The following is a 19,706-nucleotide window of genomic DNA, read 5'->3' as shown; positions in this document are numbered from 1 at the left end:
TAAGATGGAATACACAACAATTATTGGTATCGTCATAGCAGTGATCATTATGCTGTTTGGGGTTCGAATGATTTTTCGAAAGCCGGCAGATGCAGCGCCTTCACTTGAGTCCGCATTGCATATCGATGCTGACAGTCAAAAACCGATTATCCCGCGTCACGTACGTGACCAACTGCAAACGGCATCAGTTGAAGAGGCTGAACGTAAAGAGCCGACTTTAAACGAAAGCTCTGTAGAAGAGACACTGCCTGAAAAAGCCGAACCGAAAGCTTTGGATGCAGATAGTGTGCTCGAAAGCAGCAACACGGAACCAAGTTTGGATGTATCAGCTGAGGTAGAAAATAAAGCAGTAGACTTAGTCGCTCCTGAAAATGCAGTAGCAGATGCAACGGAATTAACGACTGAAAGTGCAAGCTCCTCGCTTATTGATGACCAAGCAAAAGCGGATAAAGCTGAATTTAGTTTAAATGCCAACGTCGAAAAAGCTGAAATTTCAGAGTTTGACGATGAAAGCAGCATTTTAGATGCACATTTGTATGAGCAAAAAATTGTCGATGATGAAAGTGCCTTAGCCACAGCAGAGTCGTTTATTGCCCTGAATGTTTATCCTGAACGTCGTGCATTGTCTGGTGAGAAAACTTTAAAAGTTTTAATGAAGTATGGTTTACGTTTTGGCGAAATGTCGTGTTTCCATCGTTATAACGAAGATGGAACCAAGTTACTGTTCTCTGTGTTGCAGATTACTGATACAGGTATGGATGGTTTTGACTTGGAAAATTTGTCGACCGATCCAATTAAAGGCTTGGCATTTTTCTTGGCTTTACCACACCGCGATGTCCAAAATGCCTTTGACACCATGGACAGTATTTCACGTTTAATTGCTCGTGAAATCGATGGAACGGTTTATGACCAAAACAACCAAGAGTTCACGCCACAACTGCGTGAGCATTGGCGCCACTTGGCGATTGATTATCGTGCTGGACAAGCAATCGATGCTTAATCTGATTGAAAGCAACGGTAACGATTTCTATAATAGACAGTAGAAATACAATTTTTAGGGCGGAACAAAGACCGCCCTTTTTTATGGTGAAATTATGACTCAAACTTCGACTGTCGTTGCGCAAATGCGTCAACTGATCCAAATTTTGGCACAGCATAATCATGCTTATTATGTGATGGATCAGCCGACCATTTTAGACAGTGAATATGATCAGCTCTTTCATCAACTGAAAGCTTTAGAAGAACAATACCCTGAGTATATTCAGCCGGATAGCCCGATCAATAAAGTGGGCGGTAAACCTTTGGCGAAGTTTACGAGCGTGACCCATGTGGTACCGATGCTGTCTTTAGGCAATGTGTTTAATCAAGAAGAACTCTTTGCTTTTGCACGCCGTGCAGAAGAACGGTTGCCGAATCAAACGATTCAATATGATGTCGAACTGAAGTTTGATGGTCTTGCCATTTCACTGTGGTATGAACAAGGTGTGCTGGTGCGTGGAGTGACACGTGGTGATGGTGAGACAGGGGAAGACATTACTCAAAATGTCAAAACCATTCGGAACTTGCCGAAGGTGTTGAGTACAGATCAGGGTGAAGTACCTACGTTACTGGAAGTTCGTGGCGAAGTTTTGATGCCTAAAGCAGGTTTTGAAAAGCTCAATGCAGAAAATGAAGCCAAAGGTGAGAAGACTTTTGCCAACCCACGTAATGCCGCGGCGGGAAGTTTACGTCAGTTAGACCCGAATATTGCGGCTTCGCGTCCACTCGCATTTTATGCTTATGGTATTGCGCAGTGTGAACCCAATCATGGTCAAAGCACCATGTCGGAAAGTCTAGAGTGGTTGCAACAGTTTGGTTTTGCAGTTGGTGAGCGTCATTTTGTCTGCGATAGTATTCAAGAAGTTCAAGCGGTTTATGAACAAATCAATGCGGAACGACCACAATTGAGTGTGGAAATTGACGGCATGGTGATTAAGGTTAACAGCCTCAAACAACAGCAACAGCTCGGTTTTTTAAGTCGTGAACCGCGTTGGGCAACGGCTTATAAATTCCCTGCGGTAGCTGCGCTCACCACGGTTGAAAATATTGACTGGCAAGTGGGGCGTACAGGTACACTCACACCTGTGGCGCGTTTGAATCCTGTTGCTGTGGGCGGCGTGACCGTTTCAAATGTGACCTTGCATAATATTGGGGAAATTCACCGTTTAGATGTTAGAATTGGCGATACTGTCAGTGTTTACCGTAGTGGTGATGTGATTCCCAAAGTGGAAAAAGTATGGTCTGAGTTCCGTCCTATCGATGCGACTGAAGTTGAACTCCCGAGCCAATGCCCCGTGTGTGAATCGCCAGTGGTGATGCCCGAAGGTGAAGCTTTAGCACGTTGCTCAGGTGGTTTGTATTGTGCCGCACAGCGTATTGAGGCGATTCGCCACTTCGTGTCACGTAAAGCGCTTGATATTGAAGGTTTGGGGGATCGTTGGGTCGAATCATTGTTACATCTTGATCTGCTTAAAGATGTGGCTGATATTTATCACCTACACGAGCACCGACAAAAGCTATTAACCATTGAAAAAATGGGTGAGAAGTCCGTTCAGAACTTGATTGATTCGATTGAAAATAGTAAGAAAACCACTTTGGCTGCATTTATTTATGCACTAGGGATTCGTGGAGTGGGTGAAACCACAGCACGTATGTTGGCCAATACTTTCCAAACTTTAGATGCGCTACGTGTCGCAGACATTGAAGCTTTAAAGAAAACTCCAGATGTAGGGGATATCACGGCGGAGTGGATTGTCGATTTTTTCCAAGCACCGCATAACCTTGAAGTTTTAGACCGATTATTGGCGGCAGGTATTCATTGGGACGCGCCTGTGGCACCAAGTCGACAACCTTTAAATGGTGAAAGTTGGGTCGTGACAGGGACACTCAGTACGATGGGGCGTGATGAAGCAACACAGCTCCTACAAGCACTGGGCGCACGTGTGAGTGGTAGTGTGTCGAGTAAAACAAAGTGTGTCGTTGCAGGTGAAAAAGCAGGTTCAAAGCTGGATAAAGCGGAGAAGCTTGGTATTGCTGTGATCAATGAAGCTGAGTTTATTCAACTGATGAAAGATTATGGTCAGTTAGAGGCTTAGATTGTTGACTCAGGTTAAATCAGAAATATGATACTTGGGAACGTCATCTGCAACCTGCGTGGTGTAAGTAAGATAATGTTTCTGCGACATATTTCTGATACATCAAAAAGTGGTCAGGTTTTGCAGATGAGCATGGTTTTGCCTACTTTTGCCGAAACAAAAGTAGGGCCAGCTGCAGGCTAATGATGAAATGGGGTGAGAACTTGATAAGACTCCGCCAAGATCATTGCTTTTCAATGAGCTGGAGAAATATTTAAGTCAAACTTAGGTTGTTTATTTCAAGGAATATATTGCTTGATGACACCGTCATCGAGCAATTGTTGAAAGTGCTCAACCAAGCTTTCTTTGACATCTCGATACTCTAAACCCAATTCTTTTTGGCTCTTGTTCGCATCAAAATAAATGGGATAACCCATATTCAATTCAACAAACTCGCGGCTAAATCCAATGAATGGACCAATCACCTTAAAAGCTGCTTTAGGAAGTTCATTTCGTGGAAATGGAAACTTCCAACCAAAATGTGCTTTAAGCAATTGACCGATTTCAAGCAGACTTAAAGTTCCACCACTTACAATGTAACGACCCGTTGCTTCTGGGTTGAATGCTGCTTGTAAGTGAGCTTCAGCAACATCTTGAACATCGACTACACCATTCCACATAGGTGGGACACCAGCTAAAGTCAAACCATTGGTAAACTGTTGTAAGACCTCAATTGAGCCTGACTGCGTATTTGGTGTCAATGAACGACCAAAGACCAATGCTGGGTTAATGCAAACCAATTGCCAGCGGTTTTGTGCATCTGCCATTTCCCAAGCTTTACGCTCAGCCATCACTTTAGAATATGGATAAGGCTGATGAGTCTCAGAACTGCTGGTGTTCCAGTGACTTTCATTAAAAGTATTGTGGTCTGTTTTTAAAATATCAATGGCATCGCCATAGGTCGAAGCAATACTCGAAGTGACAATGACGCGTTTAACAGACTCGGTTTCATTGACGGTGTTTAAGACATTTTCTGTGCCCAAAACAGCAGGTTCAATGATGTCTTTCACTGCATCTTTATAGTTAGTAACGACGAAAGGAGAGGCCATATGAAAGACAATTTCACAGCCTTGCATCGCTTCTTTAAAGGAATTTGGCTCGAGCAAATTGGCTTTAAAGAGTTTCAGTGTTCCAGCACTGCTGTCTGCAATTTTAGATAAATGCGCGAAGCTTTGGGTTTTGTTCAAGTCACGTACAGTGGCATGAACGGTATACCCTTGGGTTAATAATTTTTGAATCACCCAACTGGCAATATAACCCGATGCACCTGTAACCAGTACCGGTGCTTGTGTTGCTAAGTTTGTCATAGATTCCCCATTGTTGTTTTAAGTATTGGCTTAGTGTAAACGTGAATGCCATGAAAGTCTTTGCCTATGGGGTGAACAGGTGTCTGACTTATGCGTCATTTTATAATACTGCACCAAACTGTATTGAAATTGAGCGAGTAAAACGTATTTTTTAGCAGTAATCTTAAATTTGTATTTTAGATCATATAGATAAGTCAAATGATAAAATACAATAAATAATGATAATTATTTTACATATAATAATAATTCTCATTAAAAATAAGCGTTGTTTAAAATGAAATCCTTCTCTAAGAAAATTCTTGCAAGCTCTGTTGGGCTTTTGATGATGGGTGGAGGCTGTTTATAGCTTGCTTTTGCAGAGGAGGTTTCAGTTTTACCTGCCTTAAAATCAGAAGCGCAATCACAACAAGGCTATGCCGATGGTAAATTGGCGAAGGCAGCTGACTTGGGTGCTTTAGGGAATAAGTCAACGATTGATACGCCATTTACGGTTTCTACTTATACAGAGCAACTGATTCGTGATCAACAAGCATCTACAGTGGGGGAAGTTTTAGAAAATGATGCCAGTATTCGTGCGACGACCAATCAAGGTCATTTAAACGAAAACTTCCAAATTCGTGGTTTTAGTGTCGGCTATGACGATATGGCTTACAACGGGTTATACGCTGTAGCTCCTATGGGACGTATACCAACAGATTTACTAGAATCGGTAACAGTATTGAAAGGACCGAATGCTTTGGTTGCAGGTATGGCACCAGCAGGAAGCGTTGGCGGAGTAGTGATTGCGAATTCTAAACGTGCCGACCAAGATCTAACACGTATTTCGACGTCATTAGAAGATGAGAGTTATTATAAAACCAATGTAGATGTTTCTCGTCGTTTTGGTGACCAAAACCAATTTGGAGTTCGTGTAAACGGCACATATGGAGACGGTGAGCATCTTATTGAAGGTATGGATGACCGTTTAGCACTGGGTTCGATTGCAGCGGACTATACGACCGATAAATTAAAACTAAACTTTGATGCTTATGCCATTCGTGAAAACCGTGATAATGGTTCACCTGCAATGGTCTCTATGCAAAAAACAGGCGTAGTTGCCACACCAAAGGGTGATAATAATTACTTTGATCAAATTCATGGGGAAACCTATAGCCGTTATGCGGGCTTAAATGGTGAATATAAATTCACCCCTGATACCAAAGTTTTTGCAGGTGTGGGTTATGTTGAGAAAGGTTATTCGGGCCATATTTTTGGTACGCGTATGATCTTGCAGAACAGTGCAGGTGATGCAACTTCGCAGTACTATCGAGTCGCATCTAAAGAAAATAACCTAAGTGGTAATACGGGTATTGAAACTAAATTCAATACAGGCGCCATTAAACATACCCTTGGGTTACGTGCAGATTATGTGCATCGCGAATACGATCAACACTCTCGTGCGACCAGTTCATCATTTACAACGAATCTTTATAATCCTAACTCGAACGGGACAATGCCAACGACCTATCCAACAGTTGTACCTTATGAAGATGATAAATTCATGAGTTATACCTTGACGGATCAAATTTCAATGTTGGATGACAAATTTCAGTTGATTTTGGGTGCTCGTTATCAAGATATGCAGTTAGAAAGTCTCACTACAGATGTGAAATACGATGAAAATAAGCTTTCACCAAGTTTAGGCATCGTAATCAAACCGTTTGGAGAAAATTTATCTTTTTATGCAAGTTATGTTGAAGGTTTATCAAAAGCAGACTCAGTAACTTCTACCGCGGATGTGAATGAAGGAAAACTGTTTAAGCCTTACGAAACGAAGCAATATGAAGTGGGGACGAAGTATCAAGCTGGTTCTTGGTTAAATAGCTTGGCGCTTTATCAAATTGAAAAACCGACTCTGATCACAACAGCTTTGGCGACAGCGGTTAATGGTAATACACAGATCACTGAAGATGGTGGGGAAAGTCGATCACGTGGTATTGAATGGTCCTTCTCAGGGAGTTTCACAGAGGACTTAAGTCTACTGGGAAGCATGGCTTATATTGATGCTGAATATACAAAAGGTTCTACAAGCACCACTGATATTTCAGGCAATACGATTTATGGTGTACCAGACTTTACTGCCTCATTAGGTTTGGATTATGCCGTACCTGTGGTAGATGGTTTAAATGTTAATGCTCGGGCTAACTATGTTAGTGAACAATATTTAGATAGTTTGAATACCTATAAACTTCCTGACTATACTATTCTTGATGTTGGTGCGCGCTATAAAACAAAACTGGGTGGTGTAAACACGACTTTCTTAGCCAATGTAGATAACGTGACTAATAAAAAATACTGGGAAGGTGTGTTCAACTCTTACTATGCAACGGTTGGTGGTGCACGTACCTATAAACTTGGCGTCACTTTCGATTTCTAATTTTTATGATCAGCCCATTGCGATGCAGTGGGCTTTTTTATGTCTGAATGCTGTCTCATTTAAGTTGAACGCAATGATGAAATTTCTCGGTTTACTCCTGTGCTGTGGTGGTTGTGTGCTGCTGTATTTGACCCATCCTAACCAAACTTTTCTTAAACAGACTGTGGCGAAAAAGTATCGTTGGGTCGGGTGGATTGGTTTTGTTTTGGCATTGGTTCTTTTACTGGCGGTATTACCAAAACTGGTGGCGGTGTTGATGTGGTTACTGATGCCATTGGTGTTGTGGTCAGCACTACCATTTATTCCTTTATTACATGGGGCTTTGATGCATGAGGTTACTACGCGATCAAAAGATACAACCTGACTGGTGGACGAAAAGCTTTGCAGGAGCAGTTCTTGGACTCAGCCTAGCTTTCGCTTTAGCTGCATTAATCACAATGTGGGGACTGCAATCTGAGTATCGTAGTCTTGCTCCACAGTTAGGTATGTGGTCGATTCCATGGATTTGGCTACCACTCTTTTTCGTGGCCTATTTTATTCCACGCGGATGGCAGTCCATTGTGATTTATCTGTTTTTCAATGTTGTGGCTTACACACTCATATTTTGGCTCAGAGGGGAATAGGGCATGAAGGTACGTACAGATATTCTCCGACTGGCCAAAGAGTTACATACATGGGTGGGGATTTGTGCAGGCATTCTCTTGTTCATTTGCTTTTTTGCAGGTGGGCTGAGTATGTTTCAGCATGATTTGAGTAAGTGGGCAACGCCACCGCAACAAAGTTTAAATACGGTTGAATTCCATCAGTACAACGATCTGGTGTCACAGGTACAGCAGCACTATCCTGCAGCGCAAAAAAGCTTTCAGATCAATTTAAAATCCAAAGAGTTTCATTATGCCCCGATTCAGTGGCAACCTGCGCAAAGTCAAGTACATGATGATCATGCCTTTGATACCGATCAAAGCGCGATGTTGGCGACACTGAAACCAGATGGGACTTTACAGGTTGAACAAGAAAACTTATCTAAACTGGGTTGGTTGATTGAACAACTGCACGAAACGGCAGGCATTCCAGGGATGCTTGGGCATCATACACTCGGTGTTTATGTGATGGGTGTGGTATCCGTCTTATATTTTTTGGCGCTAATGACAGGTTTAATCATCCTCTTGCCAACGTTGGTCAAAGACTATTTTGCGATACGGCAAGGTAAGAACAAAAAACGTTTTTGGCTCGATGCGCACAATGTGATTGGCATTACCAGTTTACCGTTTCATATTTTGATAAGTGTGACGGTGATTGTTTTTGCATTTCATGATCTCTTTTATGATGGCTTGGGGCAGTTGGTGTCCAAAGGCAAACCATTGTTTGAACGTCCCGCTGCGGTGCAGATTGTAGATCCAGTTCCTCAACTGGATGTTGAAAAAATACTCTTACAGGTACAGCAACAAGCACAGGGCTATGAGGTCTCGTCTGTAAGCTTTAACAATCTAGACCAACCCGCCAAGGCATCGGCACGCGTGAGTTTATACAGCCCTGACCAGATGTTACGTGGTGATAACTTCGACGTGATGTTTTTCAATCCTTACCAGCCCGCACCCTATAGTACAGCCAATTTAAATACCCAAAGTTCTGGTCTAGATCAACTGATTCGATCGATGTTCAGTTTGCACTTTGGTAACTATGGCGGAGATTTTACCCGGTGGTTGTATTTGGCCTTGGGGCTGGGCGGAGCATTTTTATTTTACTCAGGTAATCTGTTATGGATTGAGTCTCGAGTGAAACGACAAAAAAATCCAAAGTTAGCACCACCTGCACAGCGTAAGGATGTGCAATTCATCGCAAACTTAACCATAGGCGCATGTTTGGGAACGGTCTTTGGCATTGTTATGAGTATGTTGATCGGGCGCTGGGCCTATGTACTCAGTCCTGAACTACACAGCATCAACGCATGGTTTATGTATATCTATTATGCGATTTTTATCTTCAGTTTAATGCTTAGCTTTCTACTGGGCGCAGCACGAGCATTACCAACGTTATTGCTGTCGATTGTGATTGTTTTACTGCTCATACCTTTGACTTCTGCTATAGCACTGCTCTTACCTGAGATTGGGCTATGGTCATCTTCTTCCTCTTTATGGTGGTTTGACGTCTTTGCTATTATTTTTGCAGGGTTATTTTTCCGTTTTTATCGCCAAGCTCAGGCCCGAGTCCAGTCCGCTGAAGTGGGTTCTCTTTGGTCCGTTGCACAAAAAAAATGAAAGATTGTACGCCGTTCTAAGGCTGAAATAAGAAGCATTTTTAATGGTTACAAAATGAAGCACAGGGCTGTTCAAGCCTAAAAAGCCTTTGCAAAAGGGATGAAGTTTTGCAAAGGCTTCTTTTATAACTATTATTTTGATGACTCATACTGCAAATGCGTATGTTTCTCATTTTAATTTTATAAAAATCATAAACTTACATAATTTATCTTTTGCAAAGTGAATTAAATGTGTCCATAATAGTTGCATTAGAGAATGGAGATTTTGAAAATGCGTGGCAATCCTGAAGTCGTAGACTACTTAAATATGTTGATCGGTGGAGAATTGGCTGCACGCGATCAATATCTCATTCATTCACGTATGTATGAAGATTGGGGTTTGAGCAAAATCTTTGAACGTATCGATCATGAAATGCAAGAAGAAGCACAACATGCAGATGCGATTATTCGCCGTGTTTTGTTTTTGGAAGGCACACCGAATATGCAACGTGATGACGTTGAAATTGGTGAAGATGTGGTTTCATGCTTAAAAGCAGATTTAAAGCTCGAATATCATGTACGTGAAAAATTAGCGCAAGGCGTAAAATTGTGTGAAGAAAAGGGTGATTACATTACCCGTGACATGTTACGTCAACAAATGTCAGATACCGAAGAAGACCATACCTATTGGTTAGAAAAACAATTACGTTTAATCGAATTGATTGGTCTGCAAAACTATATTCAATCTCAAATGTAAGAAATGCCGGCCACTTTATGTAAAGGTGGCATGTGTATTTACATACTGAGTAATCAAAAAGCCTTCGAATCAATCTTCGAAGGCTTTTTTATATCGGTTATTTTTTAGAGAATTTTTGAATATCTGCCAATACTTGTCCCGCATGGGTTTGGGTATTTACACTGCTGTAGTGATAGACCACTGTACCTTGTGGGTCAATCAGAAAGGTTTCACGTTTCGCAATTTTCGCGATGCCCAAGTTCCGCACGATGCCGAGTTGATTTGCCAGTTGATGATTGTGATCAGCCAAAATAGGGAAATTCAGTCCCAACTTTTTAGAAAATTTTTGATGTGACTGTACATCGTCCAAACTCACGCCTAAGACCACCGCATTATTTTTGCTAAATTGTGGGTAGAGTGCTTTGAACTGATTGGCTTCTTGGGTGCAGCCCGGCGAGTCATCTTTCGGATAAAAATATAACACTACCCATTTGCCTTGATATTGTTTGAGCTCATGCCATTTGGCATTTTGATCTTGTAACTTAAAACTCGGTGCGGGCTTGCCCACCCATTGTTTTTGGTCTGATGAAGCGCTTGAAAAAGCTGGTGCTGCATAAGTGGCGCTACTGATGGCACAGAAACTACCTAGCGAAAGTAAGCTAATCGTTGCCACTTGCATTATTTTCATGGTGTAGGCTGTCCAGAAATGTATTTCATTGATCTTAGCAAATTTTAAGGCACTAAAGTGCTGAGATTCTGGTGTCTAAATCTGAATTATTTATTTAAATTTACTGTTCATTCAAAGGGCTTGCTTTGCAACGGAGTCTGAGGTTTTATACTGTTTGAAATTTACAGTTTTAGAGTCTGCATTGAATCAACGTATTTTACTCATCACGGGCTGGGGTGGTGGGACCAAGTTACTACAACCTTTGGCTCATGCTTTGCAGCATAAAGGCCATTCGGTTGAGCTGATCAATATTTTTAATGGATTGGATACACTGGCGTTGCAGCAACATGTTGAACAAGCCAAAGATTTTGATGTCATTATCGGTTGGTCTTTGGGGGGGCAACTAGCGACTTTATTGGTCGCGGCTGTTGAACAGCAGTATCAACAGCAAAAAGTATTAATTACTCTAGCTTCAAATCCGTGCTTTGTGGCGCATGAAAACTGGATAACCGCGATGAGTCCAGCGACATTTAAAAGCTTTAAACAATCCTTCGAAGCAGATGCGATTGCAACCTTAAAGAAATTTGGATTTATGGTATGCCAAGGAACGGCAACTACCAAGCAAGATTTTTTGCAGTTGCAAAGTTTGATTCAGCCTCAGTCTTTAGATCTGCTAAAACAGGGACTCAATTGTTTAGAGCATTTAAATACGGTTGAGATCTTACACAATTATACGGGGCATCAACTCCATCTTCTGGCTAAACAAGATTTTTTAGTTAGCTACAAAGTCTTGGATAATTTAAAAGCTTTAGGTGCAACTTTTTTAGATACGATGCTTTTAAGTGGTTCACATGGACTTCCAGTTTTTCATGTCGATGAAGTAACTGACAAAATCTGCCAACATTTACAAAAAATGGATTAAACAATTCGCTGAGTGGTGAATATCGCAATTTCTTTTTGATGCGCGCAGGTTTAAGATCAGTCAAATTGAAATTTTGCTGTAACTGTAGACGATATGGAGTTAAGGATGACTGAGATCAATGCCAAATTGGATGGTGAGTTGGATGACTTAGCATTTGATCGGGAACATATTTGGCATCCTTATACCTCGATGACCAATCCACTCCCCACTTTTAAAGTCAAAAAAGCCTTTGGTTCAACCATTGAGTTAGATGATGGTCGTCAGCTGATTGATGGGATGTCTTCGTGGTGGTGCACTATACACGGCTATAACCACCCTGAACTGAATCAGGCCGTGACAGATCAGCTGCAAAACATGTCACATATTATGTTTGGTGGCTTTAGCCATGATCCCGCCATTCAACTGGGCAAATTACTGTTGCAAATCACCCCGCCAAGTTTAGATAAAATTTTCTATGCAGACTCGGGTTCTGTTGCGGTTGAAGTGGCGTTAAAAATGGCAGTTCAGTATTGGACTTCGCTTGGGAAACAAGACAAAACCAATTTTGTCACCCCGCGTTCGGGCTACCACGGTGACACGTGGAATGCGATGTCGGTCTGTGACCCTGTCACAGGGATGCATCAAATTTTTGGCTCAAGCTTACCCAATCGTATTTTTGTTCCTGCACCGCAAGTTGCCTTTGATGCAGCATGGGATCAGAAGGACATTCGTGAGCTTGAAAACACCTTAGCTGCACAGCATGAAAGTATCGCCGCGCTGATTATTGAGCCGATTGTTCAAGGTGCAGGAGGGATGCGTTTTTATCATCCTGAGTACTTACGACAGGCCAAATTGCTCTGTGAAAAATACGGTGTTTTACTGATTTTTGATGAAATTGCGACAGGTTTTGGGCGTACGGGGAAACTTTTTGCTTGGGAGCATGCACAGGTCGAACCTGACATTATGTGTATGGGTAAAGGTTTAACAGGCGGCTATATGACTTTGTCAGCAACCTTAACCACAAAGCATATTGCTGAAACCATCAGTCGAGGCGAAGCGGGCGTATTTATGCACGGCCCAACGTTTATGGCCAATCCCTTGGCGTGTGCAGTAGCGGCGAAAAGTACAGAACTCCTCATTTTACAAGATTGGCAAAGCAATATTCAACGCATTGAAACACAACTTCGTACCGCCTTGACCCCGTTGCAGTCACTTGAATATGTCCATGAAGTTCGTGTATTGGGGGCCATCGGTGTGGTTGAGCTGACGTTTAATGTGGATATGAAGACCTTACAACAGGAGTTTGTCCGCCGTGGTATTTGGGTGCGACCGTTTGGGAAGTTGGTTTATGTAATGCCCCCTTATGTGATTACCGCACAGGAACTCAAGACCTTGCTTGAGCAATTGGTTGAAGTGGTGGTGCAGATGCAGGAGCCTTTTGTATGAATCATGTAGAACATTTTGCAGCACAACTGGATGTACTTAAACAGCAAGGCAATTTGCGCCAGTTTACGTCCAATGTGCAGCAAGGGCGGATGATTCGAATTCATGATCATGAGATGTTGAATTTGGCATCGAATGACTATCTAGGATTGGCTGCAAATATCGAATTACGTGAACAGTTTTTCGATGAAACACCGAACGCACAGCGCTGGATGAGTTCAGCTTCTTCACGTTTATTGACGGGTAATTTTCCAGAATATGAACAGTTTGAGGCCAGCCTAAGTCAGGCTTTTCATGGTCGAGCGGCTTTGGTATTCAACAGTGGCTATCACATGAATATTGGTATTTTACCTGCGTTAGCGGACAGTAAAACTCTAATTCTGGCTGATAAATTAATCCATGCCAGCATGATTGATGGTATTCGTTTATCGACAGCGAAGTTGGTACGTTATCGCCATAATGACTTGGCACATTTGACTCAACTTTTACACAATTATCATACCGATGATACTTTTGAGCGAATCATTGTGGTGACGGAGTCCATTTTTAGTATGGATGGTGACGAAACCGATTTGGCTGAATTGGTCCGCATCAAAAAACAGTTTGAAAAAGTCATGCTCTATGTCGACGAAGCACATGGTATCGGTGTACGTGGTGAGCAAGGTTTGGGCTGTGCCGAGCAATATCAAGTGATTGATGAGATTGACTTTTTGGTTGGTGCTTTGGGTAAGGCTATGGCTTCAATCGGCGGCTATCTGATTTGTCATCCTGTGATTCGAGACTATCTGATCAATACGATGCGTCCATTGATTTTTAGTACGGCACAACCGCCGATCTGCATGGCGTGGAGCAACTTTATCTTGCAACAAGTCTTGCAGTTAAAGACAGCACGACAGCATTTACACAGTATCAGTCAGACCTTGCAGCAAGCGGTTCAGGCCAAAGGTTTTGCTTGTCCATCAACGTCTCAAATTGTCCCTGTGATCATCGGGGATTCAAGCAAAACGGTAGAGAAGGCAAAAGCTTTGCAACAATCGGGTTTTTATATTATGCCTGTACGACCACCGACTGTGCCGCAGCATAGTTCTAGACTACGTATTTCCTTGACCGCTCAAGTTCGCCATACTGATTTAGATCAGTTGATTCAGTTGTTGTGAGTGAGTCGTGAAGAATTTAGAGATTGATAAAGCACAAGTCGCATTGCGCTTTGCTCAGGCAGGACAAAGCTACAGTGAGCATGCGGTTGTGCAAAAGCAAATTGCACGCCAGCTTTTTGATTTAATACAAGGTTATACCACTAAAACGCAATTTGAGCGGGTATTTGAAATTGGCTGTGGTTCAGGCAATTTAAGCCATTTATTGCTGAAAGATTTCCAAATCCAGCACTATTTTTTGAATGACTTATATGCCGAGGTGCAGCAGCACTTTCAGAATTATTCGAATATAGACTGGTTATTAGGTGACATTGAACAGCTTGTTTTTCCAGCTCATTTAGAACTGATCGTATCGACCTCTGCACTGCAGTGGATGACGAATCTTGATGCTGTTTTTCAGAAAGCGAATGACAGTCTGCTTCCACAAGGGCTGTTTTGTTTTTCCACTTTTGGTGAGCGGAATTTACAAGAGATTAAGACCTTAACGGGGCAAGGTTTAGATTATATAAACCTCGATCAACTACGGGAAAAATTGCAAAATCAAGGCTTTGAAGTTCTGCATTTGTCTGAACAAATTGAGTACTTAGACTTTGCGACACCGAAACAGATACTACAACACTTAAAAGCCACAGGGGTTACGGCAACTGCCTCTAACTTCCGTTGGACCAAGCACTCCCTTGAACGCTTTTATCAAGATTATCAACAATTTTCACAACTCGATACATCAGGTCAGATTCATTATCGCCTAAGTTATCACCCTATTTATTGTATTGCACGGAGAATGCCATGACTGGATCAGTTTACTTTATCAGTGGAATCGATACAGGCATTGGGAAAACCTATACCACGGGCTACTTAGCCAAGCTTTGGAATGAGCAAGGCCAAAAAACCATTACCCAAAAGCTAGTGCAAACGGGCAATGTTGATGTTTCTGAAGACATTGAACAGCACCGTAAAATTATGGGTATGGGCTGGTTTCCTGAAGATGACAGTAAGCTGACCATGCCTGAAATTTTTAGTTATCCTGCATCGCCACATTTGGCGACTAAAATTGATGGTCGTGAGATTGATTTTGCAAAAATCGAGCGTGCTACTCAGCAGCTGGCTGAAAAATATGAGGTGGTGTTGTTAGAAGGTGCGGGTGGTTTAATGGTGCCTTTAACCACAGATTTGCTTAGCATTGACTATATTGCAGCCAAGCAACTGCCTGTCATTTTGGTAAGTTCGGGACGTTTGGGCAGTATTAACCATACTATTTTAAGTTTAGAAGCACTGAAAAGCCGTGGTTTAGAGCTTTATGCTTTAGCCTATAACTTAAATGATGAGTCACAAGATGAACTCATTTCTAAAGACACGGCGACCTATTTAAAAGCTTATTTGGCGACACATTTTCCGCAAGCATTGTGGATCGACATCCCCGTATTGAAGTAATCTTTTTACTTTTATTGTTTACATGTGAAAAAGAATAAAACTCATCCTCTTCCAAAGCGTGCATGATCATGCTGCATTTGGAGGATGAGTTGTTGTTAAATTTTGGAAAGTTTCAAGCCGAACTTCGCTCAAAGTAAAATGAAGTTTTTGATGTGGTGAAAATACTTTTTATGAATATCGACTAGAAAAATAATTCAAATGACATCAAAGAAGTAAAACGATACTGTGCGCAATGACAGAGGGATAGTTGTATGGCATCACGTTCATTATCTGGTGTGAATAAAGAACAGGTTTAAATTGCTGTCTACGGCCATTATGCTAAAAGAAATCGATGATTTACCTAAGTTATATCTGAAGCTGGGTCGTATAAATGGGATGGAACATTTTTCGACTTATGGTACAACATCCTAAGGAATTAGAAAAAAATAGGCGTGGCATGATATTCGCTTTGTTGCTGAGGTGAATATTTGCCCATGACCGTTTTTTAAATTTTGATAATTAAAATTTAATTTATAAAACATGGGTTTATGTTTTAAGTTTTTGTTAGTGTTGTCTGAAAAATAAAACACTGACATTGAACATGGATGGCATGAGATCACCTTGCTTAAAAAAAAGATGTGTATAGGTATGAACTTGAATTCAAAAAAACTGAAGCTTGCTGCTTTATCCCTTGCGATGGGTTTTGGCTTTTCTGCCTATGCAAAGTCGCCTGCAGATCCAAACAAAGTATTAAATATCGCTTATGAAGCGCCTGATGATGGTTTTGATACGGTTAAAACCTATAATTTTTATAGTGGTAGTATTGCCCAAGCCATTTTTGAACCACTTTTAAAATACGATTATTTGGCGCGCCCCGCTCAATTGGTTCCAAATACAGCAGTGGCGATGCCAAAAATAGAACAAGAGGGCAAAGTCTATATCTTTAAAATTCAGCCCAATATTTATTTTAGCAATGATGCGGCCTTCAAAGGCAAGCCGCGAGAGTTGGTGGCGCAGGATTATATTTATTCCATGATGCGGATTATGGACCCGAAAAACCGCTCACCGACCTATTCATTTATTGAAGGCAAAATTGTCGGTGGCGATGCTGCTGTTGCTCAAGCCAAGAAAACAGGCCAGTTTAATTATGATGCCGCGATTCCGGGTTTAAAAGCCCTCGATAAATACACACTACAAATCACATTAACCCGTCCTGACTATAATTTCCCGTATATCTTGGCTTATGCCACATTTAGCGGAACAGCGCGGGAAGTGGTGGAGTTTTATGGGGATCGAATCGCGCAACATCCCGTGGGGACAGGGCCTTATCAACTGAGCAAATATGTACCGCGGAGTCGTATTGAACTGGTGGCCAACCCGAAATATCGTGGTTTTACATGGAACTTTAAATCTACAGGTTCGAGTTGGGACAACCGTCTGGTTAAAGAAATGCAAGGCAAAAAAATGCCGAAAATTGGCAAAGTCAGCGTCAGTATTATTGAAGAAGAACAATCACGCTGGCTCGCGTTCAAATCAGGCCAACTCGATTTTGACAAACTGACTTCCAATGCGGTACCACGGGCATTAAATGGCAAACAACTCAAACCTGAACTGGTCAAGCAAGGCATTCAACATTTCCCCAATAAAGACGCTGAAATCACCTATACCATGTTTAATATGCAAGATCCTACAGTGGGCGGTTTTGGGCTTGAAAAAGTTGCATTAAGACGTGCGATTAGTCTAGCTTATAACCAAGCAGAAGCCATTAAACAACTGTATAAAGGGCAGGCGGTGAAGTCGGAGATGTTGGTGCCTGAGGGGGTACAAGGCTTTAATCCCAACTACCGAAGTAGCGTGGCCTATAACCCACTCTTGGCGAATAAATTACTGGATCGTTTCGGTTATAAAAAGGGGGGAGATGGTTACCGTCGGCTACCGAATGGTCAGCCTCTAACGCTTAAGTTTATGACTGAAAACAGTTCCAGTTCCGTGATTCAGTCTGAACTATGGAAGAAAAATTTAGATGCGATTGGTCTGCGTGCCGACTTTGTGGTGAGTAACTTTGCTGACAATTTAAAAGCAGCGATGCAATGTAAATATATGATTTGGGGCGGGGCTTGGATTGCCGATTATCCTGAAGGGGAAAACTTTGCCCAACTGCTGTATGGGCCCAATTCGGCACAGGGTAATCTCAGTTGCTACCAGTCCAAAGCCTATGATGCACTTTATACACAAGCGATGGCTTTACCACCGCCTCAGCGTTTGCCGTTTTATGAAAAACTCAGTCGTCAAATTGAAGCCGATAATCCATGGATTATTCATAACAGTCGCATTCGAAATTGGTTGTTACATCCACAAGTTCAGGGTTTTAAAGCACATCCGATGATGAATACCAATTGGCAATATCTTGATATTCAGCCTATAAAAAATAATTGAGATGTAGAACACAATGAGAGATCTAAATCAGAAATTGAAACGATGGGGTTTGGGAATTTTGGCAGGCAGCATTCTGCTGAGTAGTTCAGTTTCCAGTTTTGCGCAAAGTCCTGCCGACCCGAAAAAAGTTTTACGTTATGTTTTTCCTGTGGCTGAAACAGGCTTTGACCCTGCGGGCGTGCATGACTTGTACTCCGCCCATGTTAACGGTTCGATTTTTGAAACGTTGTTTACCTATGATTATTTGGCCTCACCTGCGAAATTGGTACCACGAACAGCTGTGGCTTTACCCGAGGTGAGCGCGGATGGATTGACCTATACCATTCGTTTGCAAAAGGGGATTTATTTTGCTGCAGACCCAGTGTTTAAAGGTAAAAAGCGTGAGCTGACCTCGGCTGATTATGTGTATACCTTTAAGCGTTTACTGGATCCGAGTTTGCATTCACCCAACAGTTGGCTGCTTGATGGGCGAATCTTAGGGATGGAGGCTTTGCTGAAACAAGCGCAGAAAACGGGAAAATTCAATTACGACCAATCTGTCGCTGGTTTACAAACACCAGACCGTTATACCTTGGTTATTCGCCTGACCAGCCCAGATCAGAACTTTCCAATGCTACTTGCGCATCAGCCTGCAGGTGCAGTTGCACGGGAAGTCATCGAAAAATATCGTGACAAAGCGGGTTTTGTTATGGGGCATCCAATAGGAACGGGGCCGTATATGCTCAGTCGTTGGACACCGGGTTCGCGGATCATTTTAAAGGCCAATCCTGATTTCCGAAGTTTTGTTTGGAACTTTAAAGCCAGTATGCCTGAGGACCAAAAGATCGTTAAAGCCATGCAAGGCAAAAAGATGCCACAAATTGGCGAGATTGATATTCAGATTATGGAAGAGGGGCAATCACGCTGGTTGTCCTTTATTAAAGATGAAGTGGATTTGTTTGCTTTGGATGGTGAGTTGACGGTTCAAGCCTTGCAAGATGGAAAACTAAAACCGGAATTGATCAAGAAAGGTGTACAGCTGTCACGGATCACCGATCCCTCTATTGACTATCATTATTGGAACATGCAAAACCCAGTAGTTGGTGGTTTGAGTAAAGATAAAATTGTTCTGCGCCGTGCCATGGCGATGGCGTTTTCAGCCGATAACTACATCAATATTTTACAAAAAGGCGATTCGCAAAAACTGCAAGCACCGATTCCAAGTGGTGTGGTGGGCTATGATCCCAATTATCGAAGCAGTATTCCTTACTCAGTCAAAGCGGCAAATTTATTGTTAGATCGTTATCACTATAAAGTCGCTGCGGATGGTTGGCGTACTCAGCCGAATGGGAAACCTTTGGTGATTGAGATGACGCTTTCGGGCAATAATTTACGCAGTCAACAACAGGCCGAGTTTTGGAAGAAAACCTTAGACAGCATTAAAATCAAAATGACCACCAAGTCGATGCCTTTTGCTGAAGCTTTGAAATTAGAAAAACAATGTAAAACCATGTTTAAAGCATCAGCATGGATTGCAGACTACCCAGATGCAGATAACTTTATGCAGCTGTTTTATGGCAAAAACATCAAGATTACCAACAATGGCTGCGTCAAAATTCCTGAATATGACCGCCTATATGAACAAGCCCAAAAGATGACACCAAGCCCAGAGCGCGATGCAATCTACGCCAAAATGTCGCGTCTGCTAGAGGTGTATATGCCTGTGCAGGTGATTGGTGCGCGTTATCGAAATATCTTGGCACAACCGCGTGTAATTGGTTTTAAAAAGCATCCCATACTGCCTGCAGAGTGGATGTATATCGATATTGATTTGAAGAAATAGAAATT

15 protein-coding genes and 1 pseudogene are annotated in these 19,706 nt (G+C 42.1%); 14 read left to right on the top strand and 2 right to left on the bottom strand.

Going from position 1 to position 19,706, the window contains the following annotated elements:
- Positions 1–4 precede the first annotated feature (4 nt).
- On the top strand, positions 5–1,000 hold the full coding sequence (locus tag AC4CUX_RS03365) for a cell division protein ZipA C-terminal FtsZ-binding domain-containing protein (protein ID WP_490792184.1): 996 nt from the start codon (positions 5–7) through the stop codon (positions 998–1,000).
- Positions 1,001–1,094: 94 nt separating this feature from the next.
- A complete protein-coding gene (gene ligA, locus AC4CUX_RS03360; protein WP_490792183.1) occupies positions 1,095–3,134 on the top strand; it encodes an NAD-dependent DNA ligase LigA in 2,040 nt (679 codons plus the stop codon).
- A 278-nt stretch (positions 3,135–3,412) separates the two neighbouring features.
- Here ligA and AC4CUX_RS03355 read toward each other — a convergent pair whose 3' ends face one another.
- Positions 3,413–4,480 (bottom strand): SDR family oxidoreductase, encoded by a 1,068-nt coding sequence (locus AC4CUX_RS03355; RefSeq protein WP_490747450.1) that lies wholly within the window; start codon positions 4,478–4,480, stop codon positions 3,413–3,415.
- A gap of 274 nt (positions 4,481–4,754) precedes the next feature.
- Here AC4CUX_RS03355 and AC4CUX_RS03350 point away from each other — a divergent pair.
- The 5 genes and pseudogenes from AC4CUX_RS03350 (at position 4,755) to ftn (ending at position 9,889) form a co-directional block, all read left to right on the top strand.
- Positions 4,755–6,896 (top strand): annotated as a pseudogene (locus AC4CUX_RS03350) (TonB-dependent receptor).
- Positions 6,897–6,969: 73 nt separating this feature from the next.
- A complete protein-coding gene (locus AC4CUX_RS03345) occupies positions 6,970–7,260 on the top strand; it encodes a hypothetical protein (RefSeq protein ID WP_490747452.1) in 291 nt (96 codons plus the stop codon).
- Complete coding sequence (locus AC4CUX_RS03340) at positions 7,226–7,519, top strand: hypothetical protein (protein ID WP_058870177.1); 294 nt, start codon at positions 7,226–7,228, stop codon at positions 7,517–7,519. Before AC4CUX_RS03345 ends, AC4CUX_RS03340 begins: the two co-directional genes overlap by 35 nt.
- Positions 7,520–7,522: 3 nt before the next feature.
- Positions 7,523–9,154 carry a PepSY-associated TM helix domain-containing protein gene (locus AC4CUX_RS03335; protein ID WP_490792182.1) on the top strand — a complete coding sequence of 544 codons (1,632 nt, stop codon included), beginning with the start codon at positions 7,523–7,525 and terminating at the stop codon, positions 9,152–9,154.
- Positions 9,155–9,424: 270 nt separating this feature from the next.
- Positions 9,425–9,889 (top strand): heteropolymeric bacterioferritin subunit Ftn, encoded by a 465-nt coding sequence (gene ftn / locus AC4CUX_RS03330; RefSeq protein ID WP_004695301.1) that lies wholly within the window; start codon positions 9,425–9,427, stop codon positions 9,887–9,889.
- 97 nt (positions 9,890–9,986) lie between these two features.
- On the opposite strand, the gene AC4CUX_RS03325 is transcribed toward ftn, so the two are convergent.
- Complete coding sequence (locus tag AC4CUX_RS03325; protein WP_376699556.1) at positions 9,987–10,547, bottom strand: peroxiredoxin; 561 nt, start codon at positions 10,545–10,547, stop codon at positions 9,987–9,989.
- A gap of 163 nt (positions 10,548–10,710) precedes the next feature.
- Here AC4CUX_RS03325 and AC4CUX_RS03320 point away from each other — a divergent pair, with 163 nt between their 5' ends.
- From AC4CUX_RS03320 to AC4CUX_RS03290, 7 genes are all read left to right on the top strand, one after another.
- Entirely contained in the window at positions 10,711–11,457 is a 747-nt protein-coding gene (locus AC4CUX_RS03320; RefSeq protein WP_490747454.1) for an alpha/beta hydrolase family protein, read from the top strand.
- A gap of 105 nt (positions 11,458–11,562) precedes the next feature.
- Complete coding sequence (bioA, locus tag AC4CUX_RS03315; RefSeq protein WP_490747455.1) at positions 11,563–12,882, top strand: adenosylmethionine--8-amino-7-oxononanoate transaminase; 1,320 nt, start codon at positions 11,563–11,565, stop codon at positions 12,880–12,882.
- The gene (locus AC4CUX_RS03310; RefSeq protein WP_490747456.1) at positions 12,879–14,036 is read left to right on the top strand and encodes an 8-amino-7-oxononanoate synthase; all 1,158 of its coding nucleotides are present in this window, start codon (positions 12,879–12,881) and stop codon (positions 14,034–14,036) included. Before bioA ends, AC4CUX_RS03310 begins: the two co-directional genes overlap by 4 nt.
- A gap of 7 nt (positions 14,037–14,043) precedes the next feature.
- Entirely contained in the window at positions 14,044–14,823 is a 780-nt protein-coding gene (gene bioC, locus AC4CUX_RS03305) for a malonyl-ACP O-methyltransferase BioC (protein WP_490747457.1), read from the top strand.
- Positions 14,820–15,464: a dethiobiotin synthase gene (gene bioD / locus AC4CUX_RS03300; protein ID WP_168158223.1), complete on the top strand. Its 645-nt coding sequence runs from the start codon at positions 14,820–14,822 to the stop codon at positions 15,462–15,464. The genes bioC and bioD overlap by 4 nt, the downstream gene beginning before the upstream one ends.
- 627 nt (positions 15,465–16,091) lie before the next feature.
- Positions 16,092–17,879, top strand: a complete 1,788-nt coding sequence (locus AC4CUX_RS03295) for an ABC transporter substrate-binding protein (protein WP_490792181.1) — start codon at positions 16,092–16,094, stop codon at positions 17,877–17,879.
- Positions 17,880–17,892: 13 nt separating this feature from the next.
- Complete coding sequence (locus AC4CUX_RS03290; protein ID WP_436905670.1) at positions 17,893–19,701, top strand: ABC transporter substrate-binding protein; 1,809 nt, start codon at positions 17,893–17,895, stop codon at positions 19,699–19,701.
- The last annotated feature ends 5 nt before the right edge of the window (positions 19,702–19,706 follow it).

Source organism: Acinetobacter sp. 231_lipA, assembly GCF_058243005.1.
The sequence above is the reverse complement of the archived record's forward strand: the minus strand, read 5'-3'. Positions and strand labels throughout refer to the sequence as shown.

Bases quoted from the DNA above. Each gene is read 5' to 3' on its own strand.
- ftn (WP_004695301.1), top strand. From the start codon at position 9,425: ATGCGTGGCAATCCTGAAGTCGTAGACTACTTAAATATGTTGATCGGT.
- AC4CUX_RS03310 (WP_490747456.1), top strand. From the start codon at position 12,879: ATGAATCATGTAGAACATTTTGCAGCACAACTGGATGTACTTAAACAG.
- AC4CUX_RS03290 (WP_436905670.1), top strand. From the start codon at position 17,893: ATGAGAGATCTAAATCAGAAATTGAAACGATGGGGTTTGGGAATTTTG.
- bioA (WP_490747455.1), top strand. From the start codon at position 11,563: ATGACTGAGATCAATGCCAAATTGGATGGTGAGTTGGATGACTTAGCA.
- AC4CUX_RS03325 (WP_376699556.1), bottom strand. From the start codon at position 10,547: ATGCAAGTGGCAACGATTAGCTTACTTTCGCTAGGTAGTTTCTGTGCC.
- ligA (WP_490792183.1), top strand. From the start codon at position 1,095: ATGACTCAAACTTCGACTGTCGTTGCGCAAATGCGTCAACTGATCCAA.
- bioD (WP_168158223.1), top strand. From the start codon at position 14,820: ATGACTGGATCAGTTTACTTTATCAGTGGAATCGATACAGGCATTGGG.
- AC4CUX_RS03345 (WP_490747452.1), top strand. From the start codon at position 6,970: ATGATGAAATTTCTCGGTTTACTCCTGTGCTGTGGTGGTTGTGTGCTG.
- AC4CUX_RS03295 (WP_490792181.1), top strand. From the start codon at position 16,092: ATGAACTTGAATTCAAAAAAACTGAAGCTTGCTGCTTTATCCCTTGCG.
- AC4CUX_RS03355 (WP_490747450.1), bottom strand. From the start codon at position 4,480: ATGACAAACTTAGCAACACAAGCACCGGTACTGGTTACAGGTGCATCG.
- AC4CUX_RS03365 (WP_490792184.1), top strand. From the start codon at position 5: ATGGAATACACAACAATTATTGGTATCGTCATAGCAGTGATCATTATG.
- AC4CUX_RS03335 (WP_490792182.1), top strand. From the start codon at position 7,523: ATGAAGGTACGTACAGATATTCTCCGACTGGCCAAAGAGTTACATACA.
- AC4CUX_RS03340 (WP_058870177.1), top strand. From the start codon at position 7,226: ATGAGGTTACTACGCGATCAAAAGATACAACCTGACTGGTGGACGAAA.